Origin of the sequence: Parazoarcus communis SWub3 = DSM 12120, assembly GCF_003226565.1 — a bacterium.
Taxonomy (GTDB): Bacteria; Pseudomonadota; Gammaproteobacteria; order Burkholderiales; family Rhodocyclaceae; genus Parazoarcus; species Parazoarcus communis.
Map to the genome: position 1 here is coordinate 139199 of NZ_QKOE01000005.1, position 20761 is coordinate 159959.

Annotated in this window: 9 protein-coding genes; 6 read left to right on the top strand and 3 right to left on the bottom strand. The window is 59.7% G+C overall.

Annotated elements, in window-relative coordinates; genetic code table 11:
- Positions 1–61 precede the first annotated feature (61 nt).
- From DNK49_RS09200 to aqpZ, 6 genes are all read left to right on the top strand, one after another.
- Positions 62–1636 (top strand): FecR domain-containing protein, encoded by a 1575-nt coding sequence (locus tag DNK49_RS09200; protein WP_165843295.1) that lies wholly within the window; start codon positions 62–64, stop codon positions 1634–1636.
- Positions 1597–3633 carry a CHASE2 domain-containing protein gene (locus tag DNK49_RS09205; protein WP_165843296.1) on the top strand — a complete coding sequence of 679 codons (2037 nt, stop codon included), beginning with the start codon at positions 1597–1599 and terminating at the stop codon, positions 3631–3633. Before DNK49_RS09200 ends, DNK49_RS09205 begins: the two co-directional genes overlap by 40 nt.
- 114 nt (positions 3634–3747) lie before the next feature.
- Positions 3748–4581 (top strand): response regulator transcription factor, encoded by an 834-nt coding sequence (locus DNK49_RS09210; protein ID WP_165843297.1) that lies wholly within the window; start codon positions 3748–3750, stop codon positions 4579–4581.
- Between the two features lie 408 nt (positions 4582–4989).
- Complete coding sequence (locus tag DNK49_RS09215; RefSeq protein ID WP_110524052.1) at positions 4990–12885, top strand: DUF7933 domain-containing protein; 7896 nt, start codon at positions 4990–4992, stop codon at positions 12883–12885.
- Positions 12882–17051, top strand: a complete 4170-nt coding sequence (locus tag DNK49_RS09220) for an OmpA family protein (RefSeq protein ID WP_110524053.1) — start codon at positions 12882–12884, stop codon at positions 17049–17051. Before DNK49_RS09215 ends, DNK49_RS09220 begins: the two co-directional genes overlap by 4 nt.
- A 64-nt stretch (positions 17052–17115) precedes the next feature.
- Entirely contained in the window at positions 17116–17811 is a 696-nt protein-coding gene (aqpZ, locus tag DNK49_RS09225; RefSeq protein ID WP_110524214.1) for an aquaporin Z, read from the top strand.
- Between the two features lie 96 nt (positions 17812–17907).
- On the opposite strand, the gene DNK49_RS09230 is transcribed toward aqpZ, so the two are convergent.
- From DNK49_RS09230 to gap, 3 genes are read right to left on the bottom strand one after another with little or no spacing between them, the layout of a single operon-like run.
- Positions 17908–19092: a phosphoglycerate kinase gene (locus DNK49_RS09230; protein ID WP_110524215.1), complete on the bottom strand. Its 1185-nt coding sequence runs from the start codon at positions 19090–19092 to the stop codon at positions 17908–17910.
- Between the two features lie 60 nt (positions 19093–19152).
- On the bottom strand, positions 19153–19641 hold the full coding sequence (locus DNK49_RS09235) for a hypothetical protein (protein WP_207806930.1): 489 nt from the start codon (positions 19639–19641) through the stop codon (positions 19153–19155).
- A 21-nt stretch (positions 19642–19662) separates the two neighbouring features.
- Complete coding sequence (gap, locus tag DNK49_RS09240; RefSeq protein WP_110524055.1) at positions 19663–20676, bottom strand: type I glyceraldehyde-3-phosphate dehydrogenase; 1014 nt, start codon at positions 20674–20676, stop codon at positions 19663–19665.
- Between the last annotated feature and the right edge of the window lie 85 nt (positions 20677–20761).

Genomic DNA, 20761 nt, shown 5'->3' on the forward strand with positions numbered 1-20761 from the left:
TCCAGGTTTATGGGGACTGAAGGTTTTGCGAGGTTTTCTGCGTGTTTTGTCGTGTGGCATCGTGCTTTTGTCGGCCTCGGTGCAAGCGCACGAATGGGTCTATGTCGTTCGGTCTGGAGACACGCTCTATGAACTGGCGGCGAATTACCTGCAGCGACAGGAGGACTGGGTAAGGCTGCAAGCCCACAATGCGGTGGAGGACCCCTTGCGGCTGAAGCCGGGTACTCCTTTGAGCGTGCCGGTTGCATTGCTCAAGCGTGGGGCTGCAGTTGCTGAGGTCGTGCATGTCCGTGGGCGGGTAGAAGTCGTCAGTGGCGGTGATCGTCTGCCGGTTGCGTCGGGCGCTCGCCTGCCTGCTGGCACCACACTTGTGACGGGTGCAGACAGTAATGCCAGTCTGCGTTTTGTAGATGGATCTCGACTCTTGGTGACGTCCAGTAGTGAATTGACGCTGGCCCAGATGCGCCAGTACGGACGCACCGGCATGGCGGAGACGACAATCAGGCTGCATCAAGGCGAACTCGAGAGTCGGGTCGTGCCACAAAAGAGGCCGTTGTCGAACTATAGGGTCGAGTCGCCTGTTCTGAACCTCGGTGTCCGTGGAACCGATTTCCGCATGACGCTTACCGAAGCAGGTCTGGGCATGGGCGAGGTGCTCAGCGGCAGGGTACTCGCGGATAGCGGCAGGGTGCGTCGCATGATGGCGGCAGGCTTTGGTGCTGCTGTTGAGGCGGGCGGGCAACTCGGGGTGCCCGTTGCGCTTGCCCCGCCACCGGACCTTTCTGGCCTGCCGTTGCGTTTTGAGTATCTGCCCTTGCGTATCGAATGGCCGGCAGTCGAGGGGGTTTCTCAGTGGCGGGCACAGGTGGTGTCCGTTGCTGACGATACTGTCATGCTGCTGGACGGTACCGTGGAAGAGACCGCCGTACGTTGGGGGGATCTGCCCGACGGCCGCTATCGACTGCGAGTGCGGGCGATATCGCCTGGTGGTCTGGAAGGGATGGACGCTGAACATCTGTTCGAACTGGCCGCTCGTCCGGAGGCACCGTTCATTCTGACGCCGCGGGCAGATGAAACGCTGGGCGGTGAGCATGTGGCTTTCCGCTGGACGGTTCCATTGGGCGGTATGCAGTATCGCTTGCAGGTGTCGACACAAGCCGATTTCGATCCGATGGTGCTGGACGTGGTGGGGGCTGAGGACATCGGTCAGCGCGTTCCGCTGCCGCCAGGTGACTATTTCTGGCGCCTGGCAAGCATCACCCCGGAGGGCCGGCAAGGGCCCTTCGGCGTCGTGCAGTCCTTCCGTTTGCGGCCGCTGCCTGCAGCTCCGGCGCTGGGTGCGCCGGTGACCGGGAGTGAAGTGGTGACCTTGCGTTGGCATGCCAGTGAGTCGGATCTTGACTACCGGGTACAGGTCGCGCGCGACGAGTCCTTTCAGGAGCGGGTCCTTGACCGCGATCAGACGTCGGCGGAGCTTGAGTTGCCGCGAGGCGAGGGCGGTGTGTTCTACATCCGGGTCCAGGTGCGCACGCGGGACGGACTCACCGGCCCCTTCAGTCAGCCTCAGCGTATCGAGGTGCCGGCGACACGCCATTGGTGGCCCTTGATGCTGCTGCCTTTGTTGTTGCTGCTGTGAATCTGGGGGCGAAACTCGCATCCAGGCGCTTGCGTCCGGCGCTGCTGGCGCGCATGGCGTGGCTGGTTGGCTTGCCGGTTGTCGCGGTCTGGCTGTTGGCGCACGGGTCGCTCTATTCGCGTGTGGATGCGTGGCTGCTGGATCATGGCAAGGCGCTGCTGGCTGCTGAACGGTATTTTGATGATGTCGTGGTGCTTGAGATTGACGAGCACTCGCTGGTTGAGCTGCGTTCCCTGATTGGTCCGTGGCCATTCCCTCGCGATGCATATGCCGTGGCGCTCGACTATCTGGCCGAGTTGCAGGCTCGAGCCGTTTTCGTCGATGTGTTGTTGAGCGACGAGCGTGAGGGGGATGAGTCCCTGCGCAGATCGCTACGCCGGTATCCTGATATGCCAGTCGTGCTCGCCGCAAGCGCGGTGAATGATACGGTTGGCGGCGCTACGGACGGGAGCGACGAGATTCCATCCGGTGTCGTCTGGCCAGTATCTTCCGTGCCGCCTCCGGCGCTGCAGTGGGCAGGAGCGGTCTTGCCCGGCCCTTTTCTCGATGACCCGGTGCAGCGTATTGGACTGATTTCGTTCCAGTATGATCCTGACGGCGTGTTGCGGCGTTTTCCGTTACTGCATCAAGTGGGCAAGGACTACCTGCCGTCTGCGGCGCTTGCGTTGATGCGTGCGTCCGCACCCTCGGCCGTGGCGGTGGAACAGGGTGTGCTGACTGTCGCGGGTCAGGCACTACCGGTCGATGCGACTTCAAGTCTGGGGATTCGTTACCCCGCGAACCCGGTGCCGTTCGCGCGTTTTTCCTTTGTCGATCTGATTGGTGGCGCGCTCGGCATACCAGGACGGTGGGTCGATCCAGCGCATTTTCGCGACCGGGTCGTCATCATGGGCAAGACCTCGTTGTTCGCCGATCAGGTCAATACGCCACAGGGTGTGATGAGTGGCGTGCATGTGCTCGCCCTCACCTATGCCGCGCTGGCCGAGAGGGACTATTTTGCCAGTGCAGGTCCAGCCTGGGCGGTATTGATGGTGATGCTCGGTGTGATGCCGGGTATGTTTGCGGCGCGATCCCCACGTCAGGAGGGGCGTGTGTCATGGAAACGGGGCGTCGGTATCGGCGTGGCCGTATTCGTTGCCCTGATCCTGCTTCATGGCGGGTTGTTGCTTGTTGGCCTTGAGACGAGCTTGCTGGCACCCCTGTTGATCTTGCTGATGACAATGGGTGCCATGGGGGTCGTTGCTCAGCGGGATGCCATCCGTACGTCGATGGCTGCGGCAGACGAACTTGCCGAAAGGCAACGACGCGCGATTGCAATGCTCTCGCACGAGTTGAAGTCGCCATTGGCGACGATTGACATGACCTTGCAGAATCTCGGACTTGCTGCCGATCTGCCGCCAGCGGTACAGGCCCGGCATCAGAAGATACAGCGGGCGAGTCAGCGATTACTGGCCATGATCACGCACAACCTGGACGAGGATCGTCTGTACCGGCGCATCAGGACACCAGAGCGGCATCCGCTGGATCTTCTATGGCTGGGGCGTGAAGTGGTGGCCGAACGCTGCGATCCGGCGATCCGGCTTGCGGCCTGTGCGGACGTTCCTGCATGGGTTGAGGGCGATTCAACGCTGTTGCGTATCGCCTTGAGGAACCTGATCGACAATGCCCGTAAGTACTCGTCCGATACCGCGCCCGTCGATGTTGTGCTGCATATGGAAGTGCGGTGGGTCAATGTGATGGTGATCGATCGGGGGCAGGGCATTTGTGAGGATGACCTACCTCACGTCTTCGAGGCCTACTTCCGCGCGCGCGGAGTGGTCGCAGAGGGTAGTGGGCTGGGTCTTGCAATGGTTCGTGAGATCGTGCGCGCCCATGATGGCGAGGTCGTCTTGCAGAGTGAGCCGGGTATGGGTACCACCGCGATCCTGAGCTTGCCGAGGGTGCGTGATGATCCTCGATATGGCGCCAAAGCGGCCAATGTTGTGGCGAACGGCTAAAGCGCAAGTTGTGACGTGTGTCACTTTTCGTAGTGAGTCTTGGTGAAACGGAATATCGGTTATTAGAACCGTTCTAATTCTCGAGTTAAACTCGGTAGCATGTCGAATCCTATCTTGAGCAAATTCGAAGGTGGTCAAGCTGACGACCCTCGATGCGATGCTGCGCAATCCCGCGAGGCGAGTGAACATGGTGGCGGCACCCCCGTTGTGGAAAATCGAATTCGTGTCTTTCTGGTCGAGGATGATGCCGATCTGCGCGATGAGCTTGAGTTCGGCCTGACCGCTCAGGCATTCGAGGTCGTGGGCTTTCCAGGCTCGCGGGAGTTATATCGCGCCCTGCTGCGGCAACAGTGTGATGTTGTAGTCATCGACGTCGGATTGCCCGGAGAGGATGGTTTTTCGATTGCGACTACGCTTGAGTCACTTCCCGGGATCGGTGTAGTGTTTCTGACTGCCCGAACGTCAATTGAGGATCGTGTCAGGGGGCTGACTGTTGGGGGCGACGCCTACCTGCTGAAGCCTGTTGACTTAAGGGAGCTGGTGGCGACCATCAGAGCAGTTCACCGTCGTGTCGGTGCTCCTGGCAGAAGTGGGGGTACGCTACCTGCCCTCTGTGATGATGCTGTATTGCTTGGTAGTGCGTCCTCGAGTGTGGGACCTGCGTGGTCATTATCGGAGGAAGGTTGGACTTTGGCATATTGCAATGGTCGATCTGTTCAGCTGACATCCGCTGAGCGTCTGCTTCTGACCTGTCTGTTTGCGCATTTGAATCAGGTTGTCGAGCGGGATCTCTTGGTCGAGGCGCTTGGGCATCGCGCGGACTATTACCTGAATCACCGTCTCGACATGGTTGTCAGCCGGCTGCGTGCCAAGGTGTCGAAGCATGTTGGACAAGCGTTGCCCTTGCGCGTGGTGAGGGGCGTAGGTTTCATTCTGTCTCTCGCCTAACGAGTCAGTCAGCGTCCATGTATTGAGTGGCTCTGTGGTTTCGAGTTTTTTTCGATTGTCATTATCGCCCATTCCAAATGGTATCAAACGGTAGCAGTTTGTCATGTGAGAATGGTGCTCGTTGCTCCCCTATTGGCCGCTGATCAGTTTTCGTACGCACCCGATTATCTGATATGGGTATTTTGATTTCTTATCCCATATGAAAGTGATTTTCTGGTGAGTTTTCATGCTTGATGTTAGGTATTTGAAAGTGAGTGTGACAACGTCGTAGAGTCAGCGTCAGTAGAGTTCACGGCCGTGTTGACCATCAATAAAAGGTCATCTCGGAGTCCCGTGAGCGCAGGTGTTCTTGTCTGTCTTCAGTGTCAGACTCGTGTCTTCGGGGCTTCCGGATGTCATTGAGAAGCCATGAAAGAGACGTGCCTGGAAAGTTCAAATGAATACGATTGTCTTGCGCCTTCTGTCGCGGGGCCGCGGTCGGCGAGTTCGTCGTTGGCTCGATGGTTGGTCACGGTAACGGCGTCGGTCGGGTTGCTGTTGCCAGGGCTGGCGAGTGCGCAGTTGACGCTCAGCAAGACTCGGGTTGATACCGGATGTGGTGCGACGTCATGTTATATCGGTGATACGCAGACCTTTCAGCTGATTGTCGGCAACAACTTTGATACCGGTGACATCACCGATCTCGCCTTCAATGATGACATGCCGGATGGTTGGCAGGTGGTCGGCGGTGCAGGAGCAATCACGACGAACTGTACGGATGGAAACGGCGCACCGACTGCGTTTGGCGGGAACATCTTGCTGTCGAGTTTGGGTGCTGATAAGCAGCGTATCGTGGTTGGCAATGGGGTCGTTCCTCCCCGCAATGGGGGTGTCAATCAAGGGCAGTGTGTCATCACCGTACCCGTTACGTCCTATGTGGCTGGAAACCTGGTCAATACGGTTGCGCAATCTGCAGTCAGTGGCATGCACGAGGCAATGCCGGTTACTGGCAGCGGTGTTGTTCCAGCTTCCCAGTCATTGAGTTTTCAGGCCCTGGCGGCGCCGACGCTTTCGAAGAACTTCAGTCCAAACACCATCGTCAAGGCTGATCAGCACAGCAGACTGACCGTGACGATCAGCAATCCATCCGCGCAGGCGCTGGCCTTGAATGGAACGGGCGACGCCCCTGCCTGGGCGATTCAGGACCGTTTGGGAGACTATGGGCTCAAGGTGTCCGGGAGTGGTGGAACGACCGCGCCTGACCCCGCCATCTCCTGCACGGGTAGCGGTGTTGCGCCGACGTGGGTGAATGTTCCCGCGCCTGACGATACGCTGATCCAGGCCCGTGGAGGCGTTGTCGCAGCAGGTGGCTCGTGTACTCTGGCGGTGAATGTCCTGGCCACTGGGTCTGATGTCAGTTATTCCCAAAGCCAGACCAATGTCATCAATGGCAGCACGGATTTCCACAATCGGCGACAGCAGAGCGCCGTAAACGCATCGCGCCAACTCACCGTAAATGGCCCGCTACGGGTCTCTAAGATGTTTGCGCCGCAAACCATTGCTCAAGGCATGGATGCAACGCTAACGATTGTGCTGAACAACGAAAGCCCGTTGTCGACGCTGACCTTAGGCGCTTTCTCGGATGATATTGACAACGGGCATGCGGGCCCTGGTGGGCTGACGATCCAGAGTGTGGCGCAGTCCTGTGGTGCAGGCTCAGCCTTGTCAGGACTGGTGCACAACGGTCAGGCAGTGTCCTACGGGTCAGGTGTGCTCGCTCCTGGAACAAGCTGCACGATTACGGTGACTTACCGCGGTGCACAGGATGTTCTGGGGATCCAGCAGTCGTTCATCAATCGAATTCTCGAGAGTGGTGTTGCGGTTACCAGTCCTGCTGGTGTGGTTAGTAATTTTGTCGAACACTCGGTCAACGTTGTCAATCAACTTTTGGTCGAAAAGGAGCGGAGTCCTGCCGTTGTCGCGCCGGGCAATCCGGTGAGATTCTCCGTGACTGTCAACAACTTCTCAAATGCAGGGAGGACGATCACAGTTTCAGATCAGTTGCAGGGCGGGATGATGCTACTGACCTCTGGCAATTCGTCAAAGCCGGATCCCTCCGTGTCTGGGGCAGGATGCGTTGCACCAGGAGGTGTCACGCTGGGGGGCACTTCCAGTGATCCAACCTTCACGTTTGGCATGCTGGCCAATACCGGAGCGACAGCCACCACATGCGTCTTGGTTTTCTGGGCAAAGGTCCCTGAGGGCGGGGCTCCTGCCTCCATCTCGAACCAGATTCCGGCAGGTGGCGTATGTGATGGTCTGATTTGCAACCATGCGGCGAGCTCCAATGTGAGCTTCGATGTTGCCGGAAGCGCTCTGGTGCTTGAGAAAGGATTTGACGCGCCGACCAAACCCGAAGGGACACCCGCGACGGTGACGATCTCACTGGTCAATCTATCGGCAAATCCATTGACGTCGGCGCAGGTGGTCGATTCGCTACCGGTCGCCAATGTCGATCCGACAGCGCAGTTGCTGGTGGCTGATCCTCCCAATATGTCCAGCACATGCGTGGGCGCAACGCTCTCTGTCGCATCGGACCGCCGGATGTTCTCCGTCAGTAACGCTACCGTTCCGGCACGTGAAAACGGTGGCCTTGGTAGTTATGGCCGCTGCACAGTGACCTTCAACGTTACTGCACCCGCAGGGACGTATGTGAACGAGCTCGCCGCGGGCGTGGGGTCCGCGACACAAACTCTTCCGGATGGAAGTCCGGATAGTGTCAGTAATGTCGCGTCGACTTCCGCGTCGGTGGTTTTCCAGTCCGCCTTGAGTGGGAGCAAGATCTTTACACCAGCCAGCATTCAGGAAGGTGGCCGATCGACTGTGCGCATGTCATTGCAGAATGCTCAGGCAGGTGTGCTCAGCGGAGTCAGGGCGCATGACGTGCTACCTGCCGGGATGGTAGTGGCGGACCCGCCTAACGCTTACAGTACCTGCAACGGCCCGATTGTGATTGACGTGGTGGCGGGCAGTTCTCAGGCGACCCTGAGCGGGGGCGTCATTCCGGCCTACGGAAGCTGTGATTTCCTGTTCGATGTCACCGCAACCGGTGGGGCGGCGTGGACCAACACTATTCCGATCGGCGGCTTGGAGGCCGATGGGGCGGTACGTAATCAGGCGCCTTTTGGTGCCACATTGGGGCGTTTGTCTGGTGGGGGGCTGGCCGTTGCGATCGCCCATGCCTCGGGATCGATTGCGGCACCTGGAGCGGTCACGCAATTGACGATCACCATCCAGAACAACAGTGCATTTGAGCTCACGAATCTGGGGCTGACCAACTGGTTTACTAACGATGGACTGGCAACGGGTTCGCTGACAGGTGAGCGCATCGCCAATGTCGCGAATGCAACGACAACATGTACTGGTGGATTGGTCGGTGCGGGTTCCGGTGCGACATCCTGGTCCCTGTCGGGTGCCAGTCTGGCGGTTGGTGCCACATGCATGATGACGGTGGATGTCACCATGCTCAACGCGGGCAACGTGGCGGCGATCCTGCCCGCCGGTGCGATTAGCAGTGACCAGGGGGTCAGTAACGGCGACCAGGTTCAGACTTCGCTGCAGACCGGGGCGAGCATCGGTATCGTCAAGCAGTTCTCCCCCAGGGTGATCGAGCCGGGGGGCAGATCCCGGCTGCGCATCACACTTTACAATCCGACATCACAGCCCGTCAGTAATGTCGCTCTCAGCGACACTCTGCCGGCGGGTCTGATTGTGGCTACCCCTGCAAATCTGGCCAATACCTGCGGCGCGGTGGTTGATCTCTCGGATGTGGGTGTAGTTGCGCTGAGTGCAGGCCAGCTTACCGGGGGATCCTCAGGGAGTCCTGCCAGCTGCTATGTCGAACTGGACGTGACAGCCTCGGCGGCGGGTGACTATCAGAACGTGATCAATGCCGGGGAGCTGACTGCACTTCAGGGAGGCTCACCCGTCAGCAATGGTCAGCCGACCAGCGATACGCTGCGCGTCAAGTCTCCGTTGGTGATACAGAAAGCGATTGCGGGGCAAACGCTGGACGCATCGTCGACATTCGGTTTCAGCACGAATTCAGTTGCCAATGGTGACGCAGGAGTGGCCTATACACTGGCGATCCGTTTGCATAACCCGAACGCAACGGCACTGACGGCGCTGTCATTCAGCGATGCGCTCCCGGCAGGGCTGGTGGTGGCTCCGATTCCCGGGGTGGCAATGTCCGGATGCGGATCTGGGGTGGTGTCAGCCGAGCCATCGGGGACTGTCGTGAGCCTCACGCAAGGGGGGATCGCGGGCGGTGGCACCTGCCAGATCAACGTATCGGTCTTGAGTAACATTCCAGGTACTTACTCCAACACGATCGGAGCGGGTGCGGTGAGCTCTCTGGAAGGGGTGAGCAATGAGGAGCCGACTCGTGCGCGCATCGTCATAGCCAGTCCGCCTAAAGTCAGCAAGCAGTTCGAGCCCGCGGTGATTCCGCCCGCGGGAACTTCACTGCTGACGATCTTCATTGACAATCCGAATGATGGCCCGATGACACTGTCGGCTGCGCTGACCGATATCCTGCCCACTCAGGCAAGCCCGATTACGGCACTTCCGGGTACCCAGTCTCACAATTGCACCTCAGGGAGTGTGACGCTGGGGACCGTGTCTGGCACGGCAAATCGTAGCGTGGTGCTAGGTAGTGGCACAGTGGTGCAGGCAGGCGGGTGCCAGGTCACAGTCATGGTGAGCGGCACTGATCCGGGCTCCTACCACAACAACATTCCGACGGGAGCGCTGCAGACCAATTACGGCGCCAACCTGGGGCCAGCTGACGCGTCGCTGACCATCAGTACTTTGGGTTACATCTCGGGGAAGGTCTATCGGGACAATGTGCTCAATGATGGTGGGGCCTTTCAGGCCGGTACTGATGGACCCATCGCGGGCGCTGTTGTGGAGCTCCGAGTTGGTTCCAGTTGCGGTGGTGCGCTGTTGGCATCGGCTGTATCGGATGGGGCGGGTAACTATCTGTTTTCCGGCTTGCCTGAAGGTAGCTACTCGGTATGCCAGCCGAGCCAGCCTGGAGGTACGCTAAATGCGTTGCCCGTGGCGGGAACGGGGGTTGCAGTCGGCGCGTCGGGTAACGGGATGGGTGGCACACCGGCAAACCCTGTCTCGGGGACTCCCACCAGTCAGATTACCGGCATCGTGCTCACTTCGGATGGCCATCCGACCGATCCAAAGGTCAGTGGCTCGATTGGGAACAATTTTCCTGAGGTGATGCCGTCCTCGATTGCCGGCAAGGTATTCATGGACATCAACAATGATGGCCTGCAGCAGGGAGGAGATCCGGGCCTGGCTGGCGTGGAAGTTCGTCTTGCCGGCGTCGATTGGTTGGGGCTTTCTTATAGCGCCACCGTGCACACCACATCGGACGGCAGCTATGTATTCGCTGGTGTGCCGCCCGGCACTTATGTGCTGACCGAGCCTGTACAGCCAGCAGGAACGGCCAATGGCAAGACTACTGCCGGCACCATTGGAGGCATTACAGTCGGAAACCCCGCAGTTGCGACCATCCAAGCGCCCGATGTGATCGACGGGATCGTGCTTTCGCCGAATGTCGCATCCATTGATAACAACTTCGGCGAAATTCCAGCTGGGCGCAGTGTGTTTGGACGGGTGTTCCTGGACTGGAATGACGATGGGGTTGCGAACGGGGCCGACTATGGGCTCGGGGGTCAGGTTTTTACCTTGGTCGGATTCGATATCAATAATAACCCGGTTAATCTGACGACAATCTCGGCGGCAGACGGCAGTTTCGTCTTCACGAATGTGCCCGAAGGGAATAACTATGCCTTGACCCAACCCAATCAGCCGCCGGGTACTGTGAACGGCCTTACCACTGAGGGTTCCGCCGGGGGCGTGGGCAGTGCGCGAAACGTGCTGCCCAGTAGGGTTAGCGGGATCGACTTGAGCGGGGGCACCACGGTTTCCGCCAATAATCTGTTCGCCGAGATTCCGGCACCGGTAATTGCGGCCCCCGATCTTACCGTTAGCAAAACTCACACACCGGCCCGCTTCGTCGCCGGTGCAACCGGAAGCTATACGCTGTTGGTGCGGAACGTCGGTACGGTCAGTAGCAGTGGTGAGATCGTCGTGACCGATACCCTGCCGACTGGGCTTCAGGTGACGGAGGTGCCTTTTGGACAAGGCTGGACGTGCACGTCTGCCTTACAGGTGGTGACGTGCCGCAGCACGGAAACAATCGAGGCTGGCGCCCAGGGACAGGCGATCGTCATTCCGGTAGCGGTGGCCTCCACGCTAAGCGGTCAGATGGTGGTGAACAACGCGTCCGTGTCGGGTGGGGGCGAGCCTCCTGAGGCCGTAGGCAATAACAGTACTACAGATCCGACCCCGGTCGATGGTGGGCGCATCACGCTCGAAGGGCATGTCTGGCGCGATTTCAACCATGACCGAAGATTGGATCAGGATGAACCCCGCTTGCCGGGCTGGATCGTGGAGCTGTTACTTAATGGTCGCGTGATTGACACCAAAACCACGGATGAAAACGGTCACTACATTTTCATCGACCTGATTCCAGGAGGTGGGTATGAAGTGCGTTTCCGGGACCCTGACACTGGCGCTATCTATGGTCGTGCAGTGCCAAATGAACGTGGTCTTCCCTACGAGCGAGGGGTTGTTGATGGCACGACCAACCCTGCAGGCGCAGACAATGGAGGTGGCACGCTCGGTGGAATGATCCTGCCTGGGCACAACGTCGTCGAGCAAAGCTTGCCGCTTGACCCCGCAGGTGTGGTGTATGACGCCGTCACCCGTTTGCCGGTCGAAGGTGCAGTCGTGGAAATTTCCGGCCCTAACGGTTTTTCGTCCGAGCAGGTTGTCGGCGGCGTACTTGCTCAGACCACAGGGCCTGATGGGCGTTACCAGTTTATGTTGCTGCCCGGTGCTCCCGCCGGGATATACACCATTTCTGTAACCTCCCCCTCGGGCTATCTGCCGGGACCGTCTTCCTTGATTCCTGCCTGCGTGGCGCCCCTTCAAGTTGGACCATGGCCTGACCCTGCGCTGGTGCAGAGCAGTAGCCAGGCGCCGGCGGGAAGTACCCCTGTACATGATCCTGGGAGCTGCCCGGGGTCCTCGGCCCAGCTGACCGTAGGGAGCGGAAGCACTCAGTACTGGTTTAGCTTTAATTTGGACGGCGGGTCTGCGGACCTGATCAATAACCACATTCCGCTCGACCCCTTCACAGGGGCGATTGTTGTGACCAAGAGCACTCCGTTGGTAAACGTCGGGAAGGGCGGGTTGGTCCCTTACACGATTACCGCGACCAATACTTTGGGTGCCAGCGTGACCGCGGTCGACGTGCGCGATCTGATGCCGCCGGGCTTTCAGTACCGTTCGGGCAGTGGCAGCGTACGCCATGGAGGGAGTCAGGCATTTCAGCCCGCTGAGCCTTTGTTGGCCGGGCGTGAACTGCGGTGGGGCACCTATACCTTTTTGCCTGGTGAGGAGAAGGTCTTTCGGGTTGTGCTGGTGGTTGGCGCCGGTGTCAGTGAGGGTGAGTACACCAACCTCGCCTGGGCCGCACGTCATCTCGGCAATCAAGCGATCTCAAATGTTGCTTCGGCCGTTGTACGGATCATTCCCGAGCCTGTATTCGACTGTGCAGATCTGATCGGTAAGGTATTCGATGACCGTAATGCCAACGGATATCAAGACGACGGTGAGCAGGGTATTCCAAATGTACGTGTGGTTAGCGCTCGTGGTCTGCTTATCACCAGTGATGTTGAAGGTCGTTTCCATGTGCCGTGTGCAGCTGTACCAAATGCGGATCGTGGAAGCAACTTCGTGATGAAGCTGGACGAGCGAACCTTGCCATCGGGATACCGAGTCACTACCGAGAACCCCCGCGACGTGCGGTTGACGCGAGGAAAGATGAGCAAGCTCAATTTTGGCGCGACGGTACACAGGGTATTTCGCGTTGAACTCGATATGCGAGCTTTTGATGGTCAGGATGAGTTGCTGCCGGAGTGGACAGCACGACTACACGCGTTAGCGCCGCGGTTGGCCGAACGGCCAGCCGTAGCAAGGTTGGCTTACAGGCTGACTGCAGGTGAGGACGCAGCAACTGCTGCTCGTCGTCTGGAGAAGGCGAAAGCTCAGCTGATCGGCATCCATCGCGACTCGGCGAGTGGGGGCGATCACACACAGGAGAAGGAGGATAGACCACCTCTGGTGATTGAAATGGAAACGATGACTGTCGCAGCTGGCGCGCAGGGAGAACGGAAATGAGCGAGCGTCCCAACAAGCATCCTGCAACTGAGCTGACGCACTTGCGGGTGGCAACGCTGGCCGCACTCGCGCTGCTGTTTCCGGTATCTCACGGGCAGGCCGCGGAGACTGTCGATGATCAGAGCGGCAAGCGTATTGACAATGCCCGAAGCGAGGTTCGCATGGTGCCTCCTACAGGGGAGTATCAGCCGGTACTGGCTTACCCGTTACCTTCAGGTGTGACACAGTCGGAATTGCTGCAGATGAAGGCAGTAGCCGCACCAACGGTCCCTGCCCGAACGATGCGCGAATTGAACGAGGCTCAAGTGGGTGCGCTGTTCGCGTCAGGTGAGGCGGATCTGACCGTCGCGGCGATACAGGCCTTGGATGCATTCACGAGTATGCTGCGGGGGAAGCAGGGGATTCGTCTCGAGGTGGTCGGTCATACCGATAGTCAGCGGTTGTCTGCTCGGGCCGCCAAGCTGTTTGGCGACAACCAGGGGTTGTCCGAAGCGCGCGCTCTGACGGTGGGACAATATCTCCGTGAGCGACTGGGGTTGACAGCGGATGCTGTCCGAATTTCCGGGCATGGCGCTGGGGTGCCGCTGGCTGACAATAGTACGTCCGGGAATATGGCCAGAAATCGCCGGGTCGAGATTCGTGCTTGGTATGACGTGACTCCCTTGGTGGCCTTGGATTCGCCACTTGTGGTTGCAGATCCGCAGCGTTGTGCGAGTTTGGGCGAGGCCGAGGCGTTGCCCTTCCGTGTCACGGTAGATGGTGAGGTCCTCTACCCGGATGTTGGGGTGAATGAGGCAGATCGTCAGCGTTGTGCGGATGTGGCGCTTGAACGGGCCGACATTCAAGTCAAGTACGATGATCTGGCCGTCCGTCCCGCTCTTAACGTATGGGTCGAGGAGGACGTCGGGGTACGCGGCTCGGTAGTGCGTTTTCGTGGCTACTCAAACTATATCGCCTGGATCCGCAAGGCAGAGGTGCGCATCTTCCGCACAGGTGAATTACCGGAGTTGACGCCCCTTGCGACGTTGCCACTCACATGGGAGGCGTCAACCGAGTGGAAGATTCCGGCCGATGACGGCAATTATCGAGGTGACTATCTTTATGTGTTGAGGGTATATGACGAACAGGGACGCTTTGACGAAACTGCGCTGAAAACCCTTACGGTAGTAGCCCGGCCGCGGCCGCTGGCTGATCGAGAGGTGTCCGAGCGCGAGGCGCTCACTGGTTGGGGGGAGAATGCGCTCGCGCTGCGCAACATCGGGGTGCAGGGCGGCACCATCACCGTAAGTGGCAGGCAACTCGCTGCCGGTAGCAAGGTTGAAGCTCTGGGCATGATGGCGCCGGTCGATGCGGACGGCCGCTTCGTGTTACGTCAGATCCTGCCCGCTGGACCGCATGAGGTGACTGTTCGGGTAGAGGGGGGGGATGGTCGCATCGCGGGCTTTCGTCGTAATGTCTCGATTCCGGATACCGACTGGTTCTATGTCGCCATCGCGGATCTGACCATCGGCCGAAATGCAGTGAATAAGCCGCTGAACGCCAGAATGGTCAGCGCCGACGAGGAGCACTATCGGAACGAAACTCAGGTGGATGGACGAGGTGCGTTCTACCTCAAGGGTAAGATCAAGGGTAAGTGGCTGCTGACTGCGGCTGCCGATACACGTGAGCAACCGCTCCAGGATCTCTTCAGCAATTTCTCATCCAAGGACCCTCGTTACCTTTTGCGGAATATCGATCCCGACGCCTATTACCCCGTGTATGGCGACGATAGCACTACGGTGGATGATGCGCCCACCCAAGGTAAGTTCTATGTTCGGCTCGAGAAAGGCGACTCACATGTGATGTGGGGAAATTTCCGGACAGGCTGGACTGGCACTGAGCTTGTCCAGTACTCGCGCGGCCTGTATGGCGCGAAAGGACGCTACGTGTCCGATGATGCCACTTCGTTTGGCGAGCGTCGCACAGTTGCTGAAGTTTTCGCTGCCGACCCGGGCACGTTGTCGGCTCGCGAAGAGTTCCGTGGGACGGGTGGTTCGTTGTACTACCTGCGCAATCAGGACATCACGCAGGGCTCCGAGCGCGTTTGGCTCGAAGTGAGGGACGTGGATTCCGGGCTGGTGCTTGAGCGGCACATGTTGACACCTGCGCAGGACTACGACGTCAACTACATTCAGGGGCGTATTCTGCTTCGTGCGCCGCTGCCTTTAACCGCGGTAGGTAGCAGCTTGCTGCACACTTCGGCCTTGTCCGGAAATCCGTTGCACCTCGTGGTCAGTTACGAGTACGTACCGGGCTTCGAGCGTGTGGACAGCTTTGCGACTGGGGGGCGTGCAACACATTGGCTGAACGAATATCTCCGACTTGGGCTGACAGGTTTCCGCCAAGGGGAGGAGGCCACCCGACAGACACTCAAGGGCGCAGACGTACTCTTGCGTCTGGCCCCGGGGACAACGCTACACGCCGAGTTTGCTCGCTCAAGGGGGGCAGGCGATGATCTGGTCAGTTCGATCGATGGAGGATTCGGTTTCAGTCAGCGTGCAACGGGGGGCGGCGCGGCCAGTGCGCGTCGGATTGAGGCGACGGTCGATCTCGCAGAGTTGACTGATGGTACTCAGGGCAAGTTGTCTGCTTATTGGCAGGACAGGGAGGCTGGTTTTAGCGGGCCAGGCCAAATCTCGATCGATGGCGAGGCGGTGACACAGTCTGGCGTACGCGCCGACATCGAGTTGTCGGTGCGTGACCGCCTGATCGCTAAGGCGGATGTTCGGGAGGGAGACTTGCAAGACCGCAGTAATACGGAGTTGGCATGGCGCCGGCAGGTAGCCGAGCAATGGGCCGTGACGGCGGGAGTAAGAACGGATCGACGCAGTGACTCCATATCAGGCCGTATTGCGAGTTCAGCGCTGAGCGAGGAAGGGCAGCGCACCGATCTCGCTGTTCGCATTGACCATCTCCCCGTTCGCGAGGATGGCGGCCCGGAGGACTGGGATGTCTATGGTTTTGTTCAGGGAACGGCTTCGCGCTCTGGAGAACGCCGGGATAACAATCGTCTTGGCATGGGAGGCCGCTATCAGATCCATGACCGGCTCGGCCTGAAAGCCGAAGCATCGGGTGGCAACGGGGGGCCGGGCGGATTACTCGGAGGGGAGTACCGGATTTCGGACCGCAGTAATGCATATTTGAACTACGTGCTGGAAACCGAAGCCCCGGAGTCCGCTTATCGGGGGCGCCATGGTGTCTGGGTGACTGGTGCCGATTACAGGGTTAGTGAAACCGCTCGCATCTTCGGTGAGAACCGGTTAACTCATGGCGCTGGTCCGCAGGGGCTGACGCAAGCCTTTGGCGTTGATCTTGCTCCAACTGATAGGTGGACCGTTGGGTCTAAGGTGGAGTTGGGACGCATCGCGGATCCCTTGGGTGGGGATTTCAAGCGTCAGGCTGTGGGCTTTTCACTGGGCTATCGACATGACAAAACACGCTATGCAGGCAGTCTTGAATTTCGTCGTGACACTTCCGAGAGTGGCACCGGACGTACCTGGTTGATGCGTAACTCACTTGGACATCAGGTTGATCCTGCGTGGCGTCTGATCAGCAAATTCAATATTTCACGCAGCAGCAACAGTGGAGGGATGTTCTGGGATGGTGATTTTCACGAGCTTGTTATCGGCGCAGCCTACCGACCGATTGACAACGATCGCTGGAATACGTTGATCAAGTACACCAACTATCACAACGTGCCGTCGTCGGGGCAATTGTCGGCAAGTGGCCGCACGGCCGACTATGCTCAACGTAGCCAGGTGTTCTCGGTCGATACCATCTGGGATGCTTGGCCCTGGCTGTCACTGGGTGCGAAGTACGGTCTGCGCATCGGTGACTTGAAGTTCACCAATCCGGACAGTGAATGGTTCCGGAGTCGCGCTGATTTGCTGGTGTTGCGTGCCGACTGGCACTTCGTGCGGGAGTGGGATGCTTTGCTGGAATGGCGCAATCTCCGTGCAACCGAGGCAAAGGATGCTCGTGCTGGCGCGCTGGTCGCGGTGTACAGGCATGTCGGCCAGCACGTGAAGGTGGGCGCTGGCTACAACTTTACCGACTATTCCGATGATCTGACCGACCTGTCGTACAACAGTCGGGGCTGGTTCTTGAACGTGCTGGCAACGTTCTGATCAAGGGGTGACCGGAAGGTCGCCGTTCTCGTCAGTCTCATAGGAAGTTTGCAGGGAGCGCATGATGGCAAGACTGTTCGCGGAGTTTTTTGGTACTTTCTGGTTGGTGCTGGGAGGGTGCGGGAGTGCGGTGCTTGCCGCCGGCTTTCCGGAGGTTGGCATTGGCTTGATGGGCGTATCGCTGGCGTTTGGCCTGACCGTGCTGACCATGGCGTACGCTGTGGGACATGTATCGGGGGGGCACTTCAACCCGGCCGTATCGGTTGGCCTGTGGGCTGCGGGGCGTTTTCCGGCTGCGCAGTTGCTGCCTTACATCGCATCTCAGGTCTTGGGTGGCTTGGTGGCGGGGGGTGTGCTTTATCTGATCGCGTCGGGCCAGCCGGGTTTTGACGTCACGGGTGGATTTGCGTCGAATGGCTATGGTGAGCACTCGCCGGGGGGTTACAGCCTGGTTGCGGCCGCGATATGTGAAATCGTGATGACCGCGTTCTTCCTGATCGTCATTCTGGGGGCGACTGATCGCCGAGCCCCTGCGGGGTTTGCACCGATCGCCATCGGCTTGTGCCTGACCTTGATTCATCTGATCAGCATCCCGGTCACCAATACCTCGGTCAATCCGGCACGCAGTACCGGTGTTGCGCTTTATGTGGGTGACTGGGCAGTCGATCAACTGTGGTTGTTCTGGCTGACGCCGATCATTGGAGCAGTGCTGGGCGCCTTGGCCTATCGTCTGATCGGGGGGCCGGCACCGCGGGACTGAGCCGGCATTTTCGAATGCCCGCCTGGCGGCAACGGGCCTTGAATTGAAAAAAAGGCGCCGCATGGCGCCTTTTTGTATGACGGCAACACGACTGCATCAGTCGTTGAAGCGTGCCTCCAGCGCGGCAATCGCTGGCAGGGTCTTGCCTTCCAGAAACTCAAGGAAGGCGCCGCCACCGGTGGAAATGTAGCCAACATCGTCGGCGATGTGGAACTTGGCGATGGCCGCCAGGGTATCGCCGCCACCCGCGATCGAGAAGGCTTCGGAGTGGGCGATGGCCGATGCCATCATCTTGGTGCCGCCGGCGAACTGGGCGTGCTCGAAAACGCCGACCGGGCCGTTCCAGACAATGGTGCCGGCATGGGCGATGATATCGGCCAGCTTGGCGGAGGATTTCGGGCCGAAGTCGAGGATGCGGTCGTGCGGGCCGACTTCGTCCACCGAGATCCGGTTGGCGCGGGCCAGCGCCGAGACCTCGTCGGCCACGACCACATCGACCGGCAGCGGTACCTCTGCGCCACGTGCCTTCATGATGTCCATGACCTGCTGGGCTTCGCGCACCATCTCGGGCTCGGCAAGCGACTCGCCAATGCGCTTGCCCGCAGCCAGCAGGAAGGTGTTGGCGATGCCGCCGCCGACGATGAGTTGATCGACCTTGTCTGCCAGGGTCTTGAGGATGGTGAGCTTGGTCGACACCTTGGCGCCGCCAACGATGGCGACCAGCGGGCGTGCCGGGCTGTGCAGCGCTTTGGACAGGGCGTCGATCTCGGCACCCATCAGCATGCCGGCGCAGGCCACCGGGGCAAAGCGGGCGATGCCGTGGGTGGTGGCTTCGGCCCGGTGGGCGGTGCCGAAGGCGTCATTGACGTAGACGTCACACAGCGCGGCCATCTTTCTGGCCAGCTCTTCGTTGTCTTTCTTCTCGCCCTTGTTGCAGCGGCAGTTCTCCAGCAGCACGACCTGGCCAGGTTCGACGGTGAAACCGCCGTCCACCCAGTCGGTGACCAGCTTGACCGGCTTGTGCAGCAGCTGGCCCAGGCGCACGGCGACCGGTGCCAGGGTATCGTCCGGTCCCACCGTACCTTCGGTAGGGCGGCCCAGGTGAGAGGTGATCATGACCGCAGCACCGTTGTCCAGGCAGTACTGGATGGACGGGATGGAGGCGCGGATGCGGGTATCTTCAGTGATGTTGCCAGCATCATCCTGGGGGACGTTGAGGTCGGCGCGGATGAAGACTTTCTTGCCGCGAACATCAAGTTCGGCGAGCTTCTTGACTTGCAGGGGCATGTTCAGGCTTCCGGAAATGAGCGGGGCCAGGTCTTGGCCTGACCCCGGGGAAGGTTACTGGTAACCGTCTTCGGTGGCGTCGTGGTTGATGCCGACCAGCACGCCACGACCGCCACCGACGCCGCCGCCGGTGTAGATCAGGCTGCCCTGGCCCTTGTAGAAGATCTCGAAGCGATGACCGTCGGTGCCGAAGTAGAACGGAATCCAAGCCTTGCCGGTCATGTAGGTCCGCATGTCGCTACCCTGGCCGATCTTGCTCTCGACTTCACCCTGGGACATGCCGATCTGCAGCGCGGTGAACTTGCTGTTCTTGGCGGGGGTACCCCAGATCTCGCCATCAAAGCTGCCGTCGCGCGACTTGACGTAGCGGTGGGCCTTGCCGTCAGTGGTCTTGGTGGCGGGCTTTTCCGCTTCCTTGGCGGGGGCAGCAGCCTGCTTTTCGCTGTTGGAGGACGCCGAACTGTCCGACTTGAGCGGGTTGGAGACGCAGCCGGACGCGATCAGCGACGATGCGGCGAGGAGGGCGAGCAGAAGACGGTTCATGGTCATGGACTCCGAAGGTTGTCAGGCGTTGGCGAGGGCCTTGGCTGCATCCAGCATGCGGCAGGAGTAGCCCCATTCATTGTCGTACCAGGCCAGCACCTTGACCAGGTTTCCGTCCATGACGCGGGTCTGGGTTGCATCGAATACCGAGGAGTGCGGGTCGTGGTTGAAGTCCATCGACACCAGCGGCGCTTCGTTGACCGCCAGCACGCCCTTGAGGGCACCCTTGGAGGCTTCGATCATCAGGCTGTTGATCTCTTCCTTCGAGGTGGCGCGGCTGGCGGTGAAGGTGAGGTCGACCAGCGACACATTCATGGTCGGCACGCGCAGTGCGAAGCCGTCGAACTTGCCCTTGAGTGCGGGCAGCACCAGGCCGACGGCCTTGGCCGCACCGGTCTTGGTAGGGATGATGTTCTGTGCGGCAGCGCGGGCGCGGCGCAGATCCTTGTGACGCACATCCACCAGCACCTGGTCGTTGGTGTAGGCGTGGATGGTGGTCATCAGGCCCTTTTCGATGCCGATGTTGTCCTGCAGAACCTTGGCTACCGGGGCCAGGCAGTTGGTGGTGCACGAGGCGTTGGAAACCACGGTCATGGCACTGGTCAGCACGTCGTGGTTGACGCCGTAGACGATGGTGGCATCCACATCGTCGCCACCCGGGGCGGAGATCAGGATTTTCTTGGCGCCTTGCTTCAGATGCACCTCGGCCTTGGCCTTGGCGGTGTAGGCACCGGTGCATTCGAGCAGCACATCGACGCCCAGGTCGCCCCAGTTGATCGCCAGCGGATCCTTGGTGGAGAAGAAGGGGATGCGATCGCCGTTGATGATGATGGTGTTTTCACCCTCGGTCTCGACCGGGAAGGCAAAGCGGCCGTGGGTGGTGTCGTACTTGGTCAGGTGGGCGTTGGTGGCGAGGTCACCCGAGGCGTTGATGGCAACGATTTCGAACTGGTCGCGCAGACCGAGTTCGTAGAGGGCGCGGACGGTGCAGCGACCAATTCGGCCGTAGCCGTTGATGGCGATCTTGATGGTCATCGAAAAGTCTCCCTGACTGGACGTAGATGAACTGGAAATCGATGCCGACGCGCGCGGCGCCGGCATCGAACGCCGGCCCGGGCAC